The organism is Corynebacterium sp. MSK158 (genome assembly GCF_030229085.1).
GTDB lineage: Bacteria > Actinomycetota > Actinomycetes > Mycobacteriales > Mycobacteriaceae > Corynebacterium.
Map to the genome: position 1 here is coordinate 375,689 of NZ_JASPHJ010000001.1, position 13,258 is coordinate 388,946.

Annotated in this window: 13 protein-coding genes; 5 read left to right on the top strand and 8 right to left on the bottom strand. The window is 60.6% G+C overall.

Translation table 11 applies throughout. From position 1 onward, the window contains the following. Positions 1-43: 43 nt before the first annotated feature. Together QP915_RS01740 and rsmI are read right to left on the bottom strand one after the other, a co-directional pair. The gene (locus QP915_RS01740) at positions 44-1,900 is read right to left on the bottom strand and encodes a BCCT family transporter (protein ID WP_284767685.1); all 1,857 of its coding nucleotides are present in this window, start codon (positions 1,898-1,900) and stop codon (positions 44-46) included. A gap of 247 nt (positions 1,901-2,147) precedes the next feature. Continuing rightward, positions 2,148-3,002 (bottom strand): 16S rRNA (cytidine(1402)-2'-O)-methyltransferase, encoded by an 855-nt coding sequence (gene rsmI, locus QP915_RS01745; protein WP_284766860.1) that lies wholly within the window; start codon positions 3,000-3,002, stop codon positions 2,148-2,150. A 24-nt stretch (positions 3,003-3,026) separates the two neighbouring features. On the opposite strand from rsmI, the gene pmt reads away from it, so the two are divergent. Continuing rightward, positions 3,027-4,646, top strand: a complete 1,620-nt coding sequence (gene pmt / locus QP915_RS01750) for a protein O-mannosyltransferase (RefSeq protein WP_284767688.1) — start codon at positions 3,027-3,029, stop codon at positions 4,644-4,646. 17 nt (positions 4,647-4,663) lie between these two features. Here the strand turns inward: pmt and QP915_RS01755 are convergent, their stop codons facing one another. Then, positions 4,664-5,365 (bottom strand): zf-HC2 domain-containing protein, encoded by a 702-nt coding sequence (locus tag QP915_RS01755; RefSeq protein WP_284767689.1) that lies wholly within the window; start codon positions 5,363-5,365, stop codon positions 4,664-4,666. Next, positions 5,352-5,765 (bottom strand): DoxX family protein, encoded by a 414-nt coding sequence (locus tag QP915_RS01760; protein ID WP_284767690.1) that lies wholly within the window; start codon positions 5,763-5,765, stop codon positions 5,352-5,354. Before QP915_RS01760 ends, QP915_RS01755 begins: the two co-directional genes overlap by 14 nt. Before the next feature lie 158 nt (positions 5,766-5,923). On the opposite strand from QP915_RS01760, the gene QP915_RS01765 reads away from it, so the two are divergent. Next, the gene (locus QP915_RS01765) at positions 5,924-6,640 is read left to right on the top strand and encodes a DNA-3-methyladenine glycosylase I (protein ID WP_239277777.1); all 717 of its coding nucleotides are present in this window, start codon (positions 5,924-5,926) and stop codon (positions 6,638-6,640) included. 14 nt (positions 6,641-6,654) lie between these two features. Here QP915_RS01765 and sepX read toward each other — a convergent pair whose 3' ends face one another. The 4 genes from sepX to QP915_RS01785 all read right to left on the bottom strand — a co-directional run bounded on the left by sepX (position 6,655) and on the right by QP915_RS01785 (position 11,198). After that, positions 6,655-8,052: a divisome protein SepX/GlpR gene (gene sepX / locus QP915_RS01770; protein ID WP_284767692.1), complete on the bottom strand. Its 1,398-nt coding sequence runs from the start codon at positions 8,050-8,052 to the stop codon at positions 6,655-6,657. 143 nt (positions 8,053-8,195) lie between these two features. Continuing rightward, positions 8,196-8,906: a GNAT family N-acetyltransferase gene (locus tag QP915_RS01775; RefSeq protein ID WP_284767693.1), complete on the bottom strand. Its 711-nt coding sequence runs from the start codon at positions 8,904-8,906 to the stop codon at positions 8,196-8,198. Further along, on the bottom strand, positions 8,906-10,216 hold the full coding sequence (glp, locus tag QP915_RS01780; RefSeq protein ID WP_005329134.1) for a molybdotransferase-like divisome protein Glp: 1,311 nt from the start codon (positions 10,214-10,216) through the stop codon (positions 8,906-8,908). Before glp ends, QP915_RS01775 begins: the two co-directional genes overlap by 1 nt. Before the next feature lie 55 nt (positions 10,217-10,271). Continuing rightward, positions 10,272-11,198, bottom strand: coding sequence for a UTP--glucose-1-phosphate uridylyltransferase (locus QP915_RS01785; protein ID WP_179386230.1), 927 nt, complete (start codon positions 11,196-11,198; stop codon positions 10,272-10,274). 67 nt (positions 11,199-11,265) lie between these two features. On the opposite strand from QP915_RS01785, the gene QP915_RS01790 reads away from it, so the two are divergent. The 3 genes from QP915_RS01790 (at position 11,266) to mscL (ending at position 13,193) form a co-directional block, all read left to right on the top strand. Next, positions 11,266-11,841, top strand: a complete 576-nt coding sequence (locus tag QP915_RS01790; RefSeq protein ID WP_284767694.1) for a 5-formyltetrahydrofolate cyclo-ligase — start codon at positions 11,266-11,268, stop codon at positions 11,839-11,841. Between the two features lie 47 nt (positions 11,842-11,888). Next, positions 11,889-12,590, top strand: coding sequence for an SAF domain-containing protein (locus QP915_RS01795; RefSeq protein ID WP_502869301.1), 702 nt, complete (start codon positions 11,889-11,891; stop codon positions 12,588-12,590). Between the two features lie 111 nt (positions 12,591-12,701). Continuing rightward, positions 12,702-13,193 carry a large conductance mechanosensitive channel protein MscL gene (gene mscL / locus QP915_RS01800; RefSeq protein WP_284767759.1) on the top strand — a complete coding sequence of 164 codons (492 nt, stop codon included), beginning with the start codon at positions 12,702-12,704 and terminating at the stop codon, positions 13,191-13,193. Positions 13,194-13,258 lie beyond the last annotated feature (65 nt).

Here is a 13,258-nt window from a genome sequence, read left to right on the forward strand (position 1 = left end):
AGGAAACGATGGGCGCTATGAAAGCAACCGCAAAGGACGCGAATTACTTGCGCTTCATCGGGTGCTTGAGACGCTCGTTGCGGCGCTTCTTAAGTACCTGCGTGCGCTGGTATTCGCGGTGCAGGCGGCGCTCGCGGGCCATCTTGCGCTGGAACTGCTGTGCCTCGCGGTACTCGAGGTAAATGACATCCTCGCTCAGAGCCTTGTAGATGGCGAACATCAGGCCAACGACAATGAACAGGAACGGCAGTGCAGCGACGATGGTGACGTTTTGCAGGTTAGACAGCGCGTCTTCATTAGCCAAGAGCAGGGTCAGGCCTACCAAGGCAGTCAGTGCGCCCCATGCCGCGGATAGCCACGGCTTAGCGGTAGAAGCACCATTTTGGGACATAGAGCCCATAACCGTGGACGCGGAGTCTGCAGAGGTGACGAAGAAGGTAGCCAGAAGGACCGCTGCAACAATACCGGCAACGAAGCCGCCGGGCATGGACTGCAGGAGATTAAACAGCTCTTCCTCAGCCGACTCGCCGGTAATGGATTCACCGTTTTGCTCCATGTGGATAGCAGTGCCGCCGAAGATAGCGAACCACAGGGTGGATACGCCGGCTGGGATGAGCAGGACGCCCAGGCAGAACTCGCGGACGGAACGGCCACGGGAGATGCGCGCCAGGAACATGCCCACGAATGGGGACCAGGAAACCCACCATGCCCAGTAGAAGATGGTGTAGCCGGACAGCCACTCACCGGCGGTGCCGTTTTCGGACTCGGCGGTGCGGCCGATCATCTCGGTAAAGTAGTTGAGGTAATTACCAATGGAGCCAGGAATCTGGTTCAGGATGGTAACGGTCGGGCCCAAAATGAACACGAAGATCGCCAACACTGCGGCGAGGACCATATTCGCATTGGAAATGTACTGAATGCCCTTGCCCACACCGGACATCGCGGACAGAAGGAATGCGAGGGTAAGGACCAGCACGATGCCGATAACCACGGAATTGGTGGGGTTATCGATGATTCCGGATGCCTTCAGGCCGGCCTGAATCTGCAGGGCACCCAGGCCCAGGGAGCAGGCGGTACCGAAGACGGTGGCGAAGATGGACAGGACATCGATGAACTTGCCCACCGCACCGTTGGCGTTACGCTCGCCGATAAGCGGCACGAAGGCTTGGCTTAATAGCTGCTTGCGGCCAATGCGGAAGGTGGAGTACGCGATGGCCAAGCCAACAATGGCGTAGACCGCCCAGGGATGCAGCGTCCAGTGGAACATGGCATAGGCCATGGACGATCCAACGTTGCCAGTGCCCTCGCCCGGGGTGCCGTCACGGTAGTTGGCCAACGGCTCGGAAGCGCCGTAGAACATCAGGCCAATGCCCATGCCGGCGGCGAACATCATGGCAATCCACGATGGGGTGGAAAATTCCGGCTCCTCATTAATGTGGCCCAACTTGATGGAGCCGAACTTGGAGGCGGCAATAAAGACAACGAACACCACGAAGACGGTGCCGAAGAGGATATAGGCCCAACCGAAGTTATCCACGACCCAGGTCAGGGCCGAAGAGGAGAAGTTGGCAAAGTTATCCGGGGCGGCCAGGCCCCACACAACGATGGCGGCGATCAAAACACCGGCGATGCCCACGATGGACCAATCGATTGGCATATTGTCACGATCGGCCGCGATTTCCACCTCAGGATCGTCATAGCGCTCCGGGTGGAAACCATCGGAGTGAATCATATCCTGAAGCTGGCCGGTGGCAGATTGTGCGTCCAGCTGTTCGTCTACAGTCTGATAATTCTCAATAGGCTGCCCGCTCGAAGAAGCAGAGGCCGGCTGCGCCTGGGCGCCGACCGGTTCCTTTCCTTCTTCTGGCGCGCCTGTGCCCATGTTTTCCGAGTTTGTCATGAGCTATACAGTGGTGCGGAACTACTCAATTATCAAACGAAGCACGTAGAAACTTCGCTGCTCAACACCGTTTCCCAGGGATTTTCCACGATAATTTGAAAGGTTTTTACGCTTCATTTCCCCATGTAAATACCGCTTTAAGCCGCCCACACGCCCGAGCACTATAACAATTCAATTACAAAGCCCCCGTTAGTGAAGCCATCTACGCGCGCTACGGGGTGTGACGTAATCGAATAGGCGGTAGGGACTAGTCCTTGCGGGCTGCTAAAGCGGCATCATAAAGCTCGCGGTTGGAAACCTCAGTACCTTTGGCAACCTGCTTGCACGCGTCCTTCAGCCGCATCCCTGCCTCCGCTAGCTCGAGCGCCTTGGGCACCAAGTCCGCGGCGGTAGCGGCAGCGGCCGTACCGCCCTCGATCACCACGGTGATCTCTCCCCGAGCGCCGTCTACTGCCCACTCGGCAAGCTCGCCCAAATTCCCGCGGCGGATTTCCTCATAGGTCTTGGTCAGTTCCCTGCACACCGCGGCCGGGCGGTCGGCGCCGAGAATTTCCGCTGCTTCGGCCAGGGTTTCGGCCACGCGGTGAGGAGATTCGAAGAATACAATGGCTCGCTTTTCGTTGCGCAGTGATTCCAGCCAGGCCTTGCGGGGACCGGGCTTGCGAGGAGGAAAGGCGTCGAAAAGGAAGTGCCCCACGCCCAGGCCCGAAAGTGCCAGGGCCGTCGGCACTGCGGACGGGCCGGGAAAACAGGTCACGGGAATATCGCGCTCGGCCGCCGCGGCCACAAGGGACAGGCCTGGATCAGAAATAATCGGCATTCCGGCATCGGTGACGACGAGGACGGTGCCTGACGCGGCGGCGTCGATAAGCTGCTGGGCTCGGTCCTTTTCATTGTGATCAAAATTGGACACCACCCGCCCGGAAATCTCGATCCCTAAGGCCTGGGCCAGATTACGCACGCGCCGCGTATCTTCGGCCGCGATGACGTCCGCATGCTGCAAGGCATGCATTAAACGCGCGGAGGCATCTCCTACGTTTCCCAGCGGCGTGGCGGCGAGGATTACCCCGCGCGGTAGTGGATCCAGACCTAAAACAGACATGCCTCTAGCATTCCATACTCTCTAATGCGCGGTCGCGCTACGTTGTCGCCTAGACTCAACCAAGTGACTATTGCTACCGCTGCCCCATCGCGCACCACGCACGACATCGTGGCTCCGCCAGCACCCCGCGCCTATCAGTGGGGCAAAGCTGACTGGATAAGCACTAGCGTCGTCGGCGTCCTTGCGCTCATTACCCGTTTTGTCGGACTTACTGCGCCCGTTTCCAAGGGCACGCCCGTCTTTGATGAAAAGCACTATGTTCCCCAAGCCTGGGACATGGTGCGAAGCTGGGATAACCTTTTTATCGGCGGCATTGAAACCAACCCCGGCTACGGGCTGGTGGTTCACCCACCGCTGGGCAAGCAGATCGTGGCACTTGCCGAATGGATCTTTGGTTATTCCCCTCTGGGCTGGCGTTTTATGACGGCCCTCTTCGGTGCAGCCACCGTGCTCTTGACGATGTCCCTGGCCCGCCGAGTCTCTTTATCCTGGCAGGTGGCAACCCTAGCTGGCCTCATCGCCGTATTTGATGGCGTGCTCTTGGTCTCCTCCAAGTTCGGCATGCTGGATATCTTCCAAGTCTTTTTCGTTGTAGCCGCCGCCTGGGCGCTCGCCCGCGATCATAATCAGATGCGTGAGCGCCTCCACAACGCGTTTTTGAAGGGCGGGATGGGCTCTTCCGCCTTTGGCCCGCGCTTTGGATTCCGCTGGTGGCGCCTCCTCGCAGGTGTCTGCCTTGGTCTTTCCCTGGGCGTGAAGTGGTCCGGCCTGTACTTCATCATGTTCTTTGGTCTGATGTCCGTCTTTAGCGACCTTGCCTTGCGCAAGCGCTATGGGGTACGCCGCTATATCCTCGGCACCCTGGTGCGCGATACCCCTGCTGCCTTGGCCTCCCTCGTGCTCGTGCCGGTACTGCTCTACGCCTGGACCTGGCGGGCTTGGTTTGCCTCCGAAACCGCCGTGTACCGCCATGCCAAGGTGGATGGCACCATCGAGGATGGATCGTGGCTGCTGAACCTGCCTGATTCCTTGGCCGGCTGGTTCTACTATCACTCCTCTGTCTTGGAATTCCATGCCAGCCTAACCTCTTCCGGCGGCCACCATCACCCGTGGGATTCCAAGCCCTGGGCTTGGCTCGTGGCCGCCCGCCCCATCTTGTACTACTCCTCCACCGACCTGCAGTGCGGTGATGGCAGTAACGAATGTCGCAAGATGCTCTACCTCTTTGGCACCCCAGCCATCTGGTGGCTGGTCATCCCGGCCGTATTGTGGGGCCTGTGGTCGCTCATTATTCGCCGCAACCGCGCTTTCCTTATCCCCTTGGTGGGCTTTGCGGCAGGCTTCTTGCCCTGGCTCGCGGCCTTTGACCGCCAAATGTACTTCTTCTACGCCACGGCTTTTATCCCCTTTGTCATCGTGCTTATTGCGTTAGCTTTAGGCCAGCTCATCGGGCATGGCAGGCCTGTGCGGTGGGGATGGCTGAAGAACTTGGCCGGCGGCCCCGTACGTTGGGGTACCATCGCCGCCGTGTTCTACCTAGCCCTGGTAGTGGCAATGTTCTTCTACTTCTCCCCCATTTTGTACGGCTACAAGATTCCAGATTCCTGGTACCACTCCATGATGTGGCTGCCGAGCTGGACCTAACCTGGCCAGAGCGGAGTTTATTGCGGCTGCGCGTTGAGGGACTTCCACCACGCGCGCACCAGGTAGCCCTTTTCCGCCGCCCAGGCCCACGCCAGGCTAAGAGTCGCAAGCGCAGTGGCGATAAGGAAATACACCTGCTCAATGGTTACGGTACCCAGCGCTATATCGCGCATGCCAAAGCCGAAGAGGAAGGCAAACATCGTGGCCGATACCGGAAGCAGTCCGGTGACCGCCGCGGGGCGCCAGGCGCTGAAGAAAAGACCACAGGCCATGCCAAAGCGCACTGCCGCGCCCTCCATCAGCAGGTTGGCTCGCTCCGGATCCGCAGTGGGATCTAGAACTCTTCCTTCCGCACCCAACGGTACGAGCCCGGAGGCGTGCACGATGAGCACCACTGCCCAGATTGCAAAGATGGCCCCCATAAGAACCATGGCGGCGCGCGCGACCGTCAGGTTAGCTTGGCGCGCGCTCGAGGTACGTCGCCATTCCGGCTCCACGCCGGCCAAGATGACATCAGAAAGATCCGTGGGCGGAGCCATGCCGGAATCCACGGGCTCCACAAAGCTCAATGAACGCGATAGCGCGGCCGCCTTGTCGCGAAAAGCGCGGCATTCGGCGCAGCTTTCCAGATGAGTATCAATGACGTCCTGGGACAGATCGGAGTGCTCTCCATCCATGTGCGCGGAGATTGCCGCTTGGACCTGGCTATGCGTCAACATTGCTGAGCACCCCGTCCATGCTGGCTCTACCGGAGCCAAAAATTACGATCATCAGCAGGGATAACAGCAATACCAGTGGGTATTCGATTCCACCATCGGCAGCAAATAACCCGTGGCCCAGGTGCACGAAATACAGGGCACACCCCATGAGCAATGCGAGTGCCCCGGCGACAAAAGTGGTGAGCAGACCAACGACGAGGAATGCACCGCCGGCCATCTCCCCGATGGCGGCGATATAGCCGGAAAGCTGTGGCTGCGGCACCCCCAGGGCGGAAAATTGCCCCACGGTTTCATCCATGCCGGTCATAAACATCTTGTCCACGCCGTGTGCGATAAAGATTAATCCGAGGACCGCTCGAAAAAGAAGCAGTGCGGCATCGCGTACGGCAGGTCTATTCATGCTGAACAGATTACCCTGAACCCCTCACCCGATGCGAAGGCAATGGACTACACCCATACTCCTGGGAAATTCGCCCTTTGGCGGGGGAAGGAAAAGACCACGGCCGCGCGGGCTGATTCAATGGGAACCACGCACAAAAGATAAAAGGAGAACACACCTTGAGCGAACCAACTACGCAGTCCGAAGAGCGCACCACCTTGGTCTATGACGATGATGGCCTGGGCCGCCCGCCTTGGGCGATGTCCTCGCCAATGCTGAAGGAGTATTACGACACCGAATGGGGCCTGCCCATTTTCGATGAAGCTGGACTCTACGAGCGCTTGAGCCTCGAGTCTTTCCAGTCCGGCCTGTCCTGGGCTGTGGTGCTCAAGAAGCGCGAGGCGTTTCGCGCGGCCTTTTGTAACTTCGATCCGGACAAGGTCGCCCAATTCGGCGAGGCAGACGTGGAGCGTTTGCTTGGCGACGCCTCCATTATCCGCAACGAAACCAAAATCCGCGCCGCGATTAATAACGCCAAGGCGACCATCGCTCTGCGCGAGGAAGGCGGGCTGGCAGAGTTCATTTGGGCCTACCAACCTCCGGAGAACCTCTACCCCACAGTGATGGAAGATATTCCGAAAAAGAGCTACGAGTCCAAGCTCATGTCCCGCGAGCTTAAGAAGAAGGGCTTTCGCTTCGTTGGACCGGTTACCTGTTTCGCCCTCATGGAGGCCATCGGCATGATTGACACGCACCTTATCGGCTCCCATCGCCGCGGTACCTCCGGGGTGTGGCTGGAGAGCGGCGTGCCGAATTATGGCCTAGCGCAGGAATACAACGCGCTCGCGAACTCGCAGACAACGAGCGCTGACGAGCTTCACGGCGCTGCTAGCTAGTCCGCTACGCGCGCTTATCCAGCGCGGCGGGCCGCTAGGTCATCGCGACGGCCATAACCATCGGGCCCGGCGTGCGGGCCGTCAAAGTCGCCGTCCTCACCATCGCTATAGCTCAGCGGAAGGTGCACGAAGTCCGGGCTTTCATCGTCGATTTCCACAACCACGGCGCCTGGGCGGCGCAGATTGCGCGGAATCTTCAGCTCTTCATCCTCGGTGTTGCGCACGCCCAAGCGGGCGCGGCGCAGGTGGCGCACGCGGCGGCGCATTAGTGCCTGTTCCTGGCGTACCTGGGAGCGAAGGGCGATCAAGTAGGCCACGGTGAGCACGCCGGCGACGGCAGCCAACCACCAAGTCCAGCCACCGACTACAATGCCGAGGGCTACCGTGAGCACCACGGCCACGGCAAGCCCCAGCAGGGTGCGCTGACGGCGCTGGTAGCGCGTCGCCGACTTTTCCTTTTCCGCTACCGGGTCCCAGCCACCGCGACCCAAACGACGCTGGGCGAACTCGACCTCGTCCTCGGACAGGTCGGTATCCATGCCGGCGTCGTCTGCTTCGGCGGTCTCAGCGAGTTCTTCAGCTCCCTCGGTATCCACCGTTTCTGCAGATGCAGGCTCGGCATCATCCGCGCTGGCAGAATTTGCGCAGTCGTCTTCACTGTCCTCGGCCTTGTCTACGGCACCCGGATACATGAGGTCTACCGGCGAGGTATAGGTTTCGTCATAGGCATAAGCATCGCTCGCCACGCTAGAGACAGCTGGGGCGCTAAAGACCTCAGCCTCGGCGGCGGCAACATCGGAGGCTTTGTCCTTAGTGGACTCGTCCGCGGCGTCGTCCTCGTCCTCCAGGAGCACGTCATCGACATCGTCCGCCTCTGCGGTGCTGGCTTCCTTGTCCGCATCTGCCTGCTGGGAGACAGGAACCGCAGCTGCCTGTGGCTCGACTGCAGACTCGTCTTCTTCTGCAACCGCTTCTTCCACCAATTCACCATCGATGGTTTCTGCCTGTTGCGTGGATTCTTCACCAGCGGTGGAGGCGGATGCTGCAGTAAACGCACGGCTACCGCTACCGAAGGGCTGGGACTTGGCCCGGCGTGCGGCACCGGCAATAGTTACGGAGCGCGACGAGGACTTGGTGGCCTTACTATCGGATTCACTGTCGGCAGCGTCTGCGGCCTCGACGACTTCGTAGTCCGCCTCGGCCTCATCGTCACGGCGGTGGACGTCGCCGGCGCGCAGGCGCGGACGGCGCCGGCCAGCGACCTTGCCGGAATCTCCTTCAAAGAGGACACGGGTATCTTCAAAGGCCTCACCGGTATGGCTCATTGGGCGATTATTCCTACCCAATAGCCACGGTGCGAGCACGAAGAGCCACACCACGATGATCGCGATAATCGGCACAGCTGTCGACACGAAAAGGACCTTCCCCTTGAATACAGATGATTACTCCACCTTAAACGGTGAAACCGCACCGTAGCACCCCAAATTCGCACAAATTACAATGTTGTGACTTATGTGAAAATTGAGGTGGAAATCCCAGCGATTGGGACGCTATTTCACGCCAGTCGTCCAGCTTGACGCAGGCGCTCCACCGCCGTAGAGGCAAAGTCTTCTTTCACCAACGCCACGTAGTGGTGGTCCTGCCACGCGCCGTCGATATGCAAATTGCGCCGCAAATACCCTTCATGCCGGAATCCGTTGGCGGCCAAGACGCGACCCGAGGCCGGGTTATGCTCCAAATAGGTGGCGGTCACGCGGTGCAAACCCACCCGCCCAAAGGCGTGGTCCACCCCCAAGGCGGTGGCGGCCGTAGCCACCCCGGCGCCGTGAACCGCGGAATAGACCCAGTAGCCAATCCAGCAATCGCGAATGCTGCCATGCTGAATATTTCCCAGGGTCACCTGCCCCGCGAATTTCCCCTCCACCTCAATGACGAGCGGGACCACCAGCGCCTCACGCACGGCGGTGCGCAGGTACATCAGGTGATTCCACCACGCCTGCTGGCTATGCGCCTCCGCCCACGGTGCGGCTTGGGTCGGCTCAACCGGGCGGAGGAAGTTTTCATCGTCGATGCGCTGACGCCGCCACTCATGGCCGTCGGAACGCAGCAGGGGGCGCAAACGCATCCGCGCCCCCGAGGGAAAGACAGAAGAGGGGGGAAGCTGGACAAAAGGAGTAGATTCCGGCCACCCCGGATGCATGGCATCGGTGGGGCCGGTAGCAGGATGGCGGAACCTATCCGCCGCGTTGCCGAAAGGATCGAGCATTAGCTGCGCTGGGTCAAAAACAACACATCAACCACATCGCCCGGGCGGATTTCCGTGACCTCTTCCGGCACGCGAATCATGGCGTTGGCCTCTGAAAGGCCGGCCAAGAGGTGTGCCGGGGCCCCTGCGGCACCGCCGAGGCCTTCCACCAAGTAGTCCGCGGTTTCGGCATCGCGCATCAGACGAGCACGGATGAAGCCGCGCCGGCCAGGACGAGAATCGATGTGGTTTAACGCGCGGGCACGCACCACGCGACGGTGCGCATTGCGCTTGCCCAGCGCCAAGCGGATGAGCGGGCGGATATACACCTCAAAGACCACAAGCGCGGACACCGGATTGGACGGCAGCAAGAAGGTAGGAATGCGCTCCTCGCCCACCAGTCCAAAGCCCTGAACGGAGCCGGGATGCATGGCCACGCGGGAGGTATCGACATCACCAAGGTCGTCGAGGATCTCGCGGATAGCCTCGGCACCAGCGCCACCCACTGCGCCGGAGATTACCAGCACCTCGCTGCGGGCAATGTGCTTTTCCAACGCTTCGCGGATGCGGCGCGGCTCGCCCTCGGCAATGCCTACGCGGTGCACCTCTGCCCCGGCTTCACGGGCCGCGGCAGCTAAGGAATAAGAGTTCACGTCAAAAACCTGACCCAGTGCCGGTTCTTGATCCAAGTCAACCAACTCGCGGCCAAAGGAAATGATGGTAATACGCGGCCGCGGATACACCAGCACCTTTGAGCGGCCCACCGCGGCTAGAAGGCCAATCTGGGCAGGCCCCAAGACGGTGCCGGAAGATACGGCGACATCGCCAGGCTGAATATCGTCGCCCACTCGGCGCACAAAGTCACCAGAACGCACCGGGCGGTGGGCGGTAACGCGCTTGCGGCCGCGGTCAGTCCACTCGAGGGGAAGGACGGCGTCGGCAAGCGTGGGCAAAGGCGCACCCGTATATACGCGCACCGCTTGCTTAGGTTGCAGGCGCAGCGGCTGCTTGGAGCCGGCCGGAACCTCGCCCACCACGGGCAAGGAACGCTCTACCTCCGGCTGCGGGGAATCCGCATCCTCTTCGCCCTCTGCGGACTGTTCTTCCTGGTCCTTGTGGCGGCGCACCCGCAGGCCCCGCTCGCCTCCAATATCCACGGCGCGCACCGCGTAACCATCGATCGCCGCCTGCGGGAAGCCTGGCAGGGGCTGGTTAGCCTGTACCTGCTCGGCGCACATCAAACCCAGCGCGTTGGAAATACCGATGCGCACCGGCTCCGGCGTCGTCGCCGCATCCGTTACCAGCGCCAACTGGTCATCAACTGAACGCATAAGGTCTATGCCCGCCCTTTCTTCGCTTCCACGTCCTTGGCCACCGGGAAAATCCCTAGGCTAGGCCGTGCTCGTCCTCATACTCGGCCATGATTTGCTTAATCGCTTTATACAGCGTGGGACCATACTTTTCATCGCGCAGGCCAAAGTCCACGTTGGCGGGGATATAGCCGCCGGGATTGCCCAAATCATGGCGCTTTCCTTGGTGGACTACCACGTGGACGGGCTCACCTTCCTCAATGAGGAGCTCGATGGCGTCAGTAAGCTGCAGCTCGCCGCCCTTGCCCGGCTTAATGCGGCGCAGGGCATCAAAGATCTTGCGGTCCAAAAGGTAGCGGCCGGTGGCCACGAGGTTAGAAGGAGCATCCTCTACTGCCGGCTTTTCCACCATGCCAACGACCTTCTTCACGCCAGGGGCATCGGTATCCTCCACGTCGAAAACGCCGTAGTTGTAGGTCTGCTCGCGCGGGACCTCGAAGGCACACAGCACGCTGCCGCCCAATGCCGCGCGCACACGCGCCATATCCGCCATGACGGTGGCGGGCAAGACAATGTCATCAGGGAGCATGACGGCGAAGGAATCCTCGTCTTCCCCAAGCACCTCTTCGGCAAGGCCCACCGCGTGGCCCAAGCCCAGCGGCTTTTCCTGCTCCACCGCAACGGGGTGAATGATCTGGTTGGCGCGCTTGACCTTGGCCACCTGTTCGTCCTTGCCGCGAGATTCGAGGGTCTCTACCAGCTCGGGGAAAGCCTCGAAGTGGCGCATGACTTCTTGCTTATCGGGCGCGGTAATCACCGCAAGGCGGCGCGCGCCGACAGACGCTGCCTCCTCTGCGATGAGTTCGATACCGGGAGTATCAACAACGGGCAGCAGTTCCTTTGGAACCGTCTTGGTGGCGGGCAAAAATCGGGTGCCCATACCTGCCGCTGGAACTACAACCGTGGTGATTCCGCGGGCGGAATCTTCGCGTTCTATAGCCATGCACAATAGCGTACAACGCCACATTATTTTCCTGTGCACCGCTACGCCGTGGGGTTATGATTTATTTATGACCTCTTCCATCACCGCCAAAAACGAGCTGCGCGCCCGCTTGGTCCAGGCCCGCCGCCAACTTTCCTCCGAGGACCACGATGCTTTTACCGCCGCCGTGCGCAAGCATCTCGAATCCGAGCTCACCGAGTCCATGACCGTGGCCGCCTACTGGCCTTTGGGCTCTGAGCCTGGTGGTGCGGACTTTGTGCCGTGGCTCAAGGCACATGTCTCCCGCGTCCTCCTGCCAATTTCCGGTGAGAATGGCACGTTGACCTTTGCCGAATACCGCGGCAAGGAAGCCATGCACACCAGCCCATTGGGTTTGAATGAGCCCCAAGGCCCAAGTTTTGATAGCAGCGTGCTGGCCGAGTGCGATTTGGTGCTTGCCCCCGCCATGGCAGTAGATGCCAAGGGCAACCGCATGGGCAAGGGCGGCGGCTACTATGACCGCGCGCTGGAGCCGCTTCCCCACGGCAAGCCGCCGGTTTTCGCCATGGTCTACCCTTCCGAATTCCTAGACGAGCTGCCTACCGAGGACCATGACCGCAAGGTTGACGCCGTCGTCACCGCAGAGGGCATCACACGCTTCTAGTTTTAGGGTGCGGGAACCATGCGCGGTTTCGGGCAGTCTAAAAGAGTATGTCCACTTCGCGTATGCCCCGCCTCATTTCCACCCTTCGCACTCCTGGCCACCGCCGCGGCGTTGTAGTGCGCCGCGCCATTGCGGTGGCCCTTCTTATTGCCGCGCTGGCTTCGGCCTTATCTGCGGCCAAGGAGCTGCCGCGCGTGCCCGTCTTCAGCCGCGATCTTCCTGCGGGCGCGGAGCTGGCGCTTGCCGACGTCGACTTGGCCCGCCTTCCCTCCTCCTCCATCCCCGATTCCGCGGTAGCGGCAAAGCCAGAAGAACTTACTGGCCGCGTGATAACCGCCGCAGCCGGCAAGGGCGAGGTAATTACCGATGCTCGCCTATTGGGAGAAGACCTCGTCTCCAGCTTGGTCGGAGGCTCCGACGCCACGGCTGCGCGGATGATCCCGGTGAAGCTCGCCGAGCCAGACATCATCCCCCACCTACACCATGGCGATACCGTGGACGTGGTAACCGCCGTCGACGCCGCATCCGCCCCAGCCGCAGAGGGGTCGGCTCCCGCCACGCCCACCGCGCGCGTTATCGCCACCGGCGGCCGCGTGGTGTCGACCTCCAGCTCCGAGGGCGAGGCCTCTTCCTCTACTGTTTTGCTCGCGCTGCCTCAAGACCACGCCAATGATGTAGCCGCGGCGTCGCTAAGCCAGCCACTCACTGTAGTTATCGTGGGTGACCGCGCTCACCCGCAACAACGCTAGTCCATTTCAGCCACAACAGTTGTGGTTGGTTAACAGCTGCACTAAAGTTTCGCGGTGTCCATGGTTTATACCAACCCTTAGTTATTCCCAGAAAGGTTCGTGCATTTCACCATGCTCAAGGGTTTTAAAGACTTCATTATGCGCGGCAACGTCATCGAACTTGCCACCGCGGTCATCATCGGCTCCGCCTTCACCGCAATCGTCACTGCCGTTACTGACTCCATCATCCAGCCGATCATCAATTCCCTTGGCTCCGCTGAGGTGGACGGATTGGGCTTCCAAATCACCGACAACAAAAACACCCTCGTTGACTTCGGCGCAGTAATCACCGCAGCGATCAACTTCCTCATCATCGCCGCAGTGGTCTACTTCCTCATCGTCATGCCGATCAACAAGCTCACCGAGGCCACTAAGCGCCGCCACGGTGTGGACCCTGAGGCCCCTGCCCCAACTTCCGAGGAACTGCTTGCGGAAATCCGCGACCTGCTCGAGGCCCAAAACGTCTCCGATCAGGACATCGCAGGAACCGGCATTGACGGTTCCGCCCGCGGCGCTACCGACGCCGATAACGGTTCCACCGGCGGCGGCCGCCACCAGGCCTAGTTCCCTTCGCTGCATATACAGCGCAGAGCCCGCGGTTTCACTTCTTCGGAAGCGAAACCGCGGGC

Bases quoted from the DNA above. Each gene is read 5' to 3' on its own strand.
- QP915_RS01785 (WP_179386230.1), bottom strand. From the start codon at position 11,198: ATGGCTATAGAACGCGAAGATTCCGCCCGCGGAATCACCACGGTTGTA.
- QP915_RS01740 (WP_284767685.1), bottom strand. From the start codon at position 1,900: ATGACAAACTCGGAAAACATGGGCACAGGCGCGCCAGAAGAAGGAAAG.
- QP915_RS01775 (WP_284767693.1), bottom strand. From the start codon at position 8,906: ATGCTCGATCCTTTCGGCAACGCGGCGGATAGGTTCCGCCATCCTGCT.
- rsmI (WP_284766860.1), bottom strand. From the start codon at position 3,002: ATGTCTGTTTTAGGTCTGGATCCACTACCGCGCGGGGTAATCCTCGCC.
- QP915_RS01760 (WP_284767690.1), bottom strand. From the start codon at position 5,765: ATGAATAGACCTGCCGTACGCGATGCCGCACTGCTTCTTTTTCGAGCG.
- pmt (WP_284767688.1), top strand. From the start codon at position 3,027: ATGCGCGGTCGCGCTACGTTGTCGCCTAGACTCAACCAAGTGACTATT.
- glp (WP_005329134.1), bottom strand. From the start codon at position 10,216: ATGCGTTCAGTTGATGACCAGTTGGCGCTGGTAACGGATGCGGCGACG.
- QP915_RS01755 (WP_284767689.1), bottom strand. From the start codon at position 5,365: ATGTTGACGCATAGCCAGGTCCAAGCGGCAATCTCCGCGCACATGGAT.
- QP915_RS01790 (WP_284767694.1), top strand. From the start codon at position 11,266: ATGACCTCTTCCATCACCGCCAAAAACGAGCTGCGCGCCCGCTTGGTC.
- mscL (WP_284767759.1), top strand. From the start codon at position 12,702: ATGCTCAAGGGTTTTAAAGACTTCATTATGCGCGGCAACGTCATCGAA.
- QP915_RS01795 (WP_502869301.1), top strand. From the start codon at position 11,889: ATGTCCACTTCGCGTATGCCCCGCCTCATTTCCACCCTTCGCACTCCT.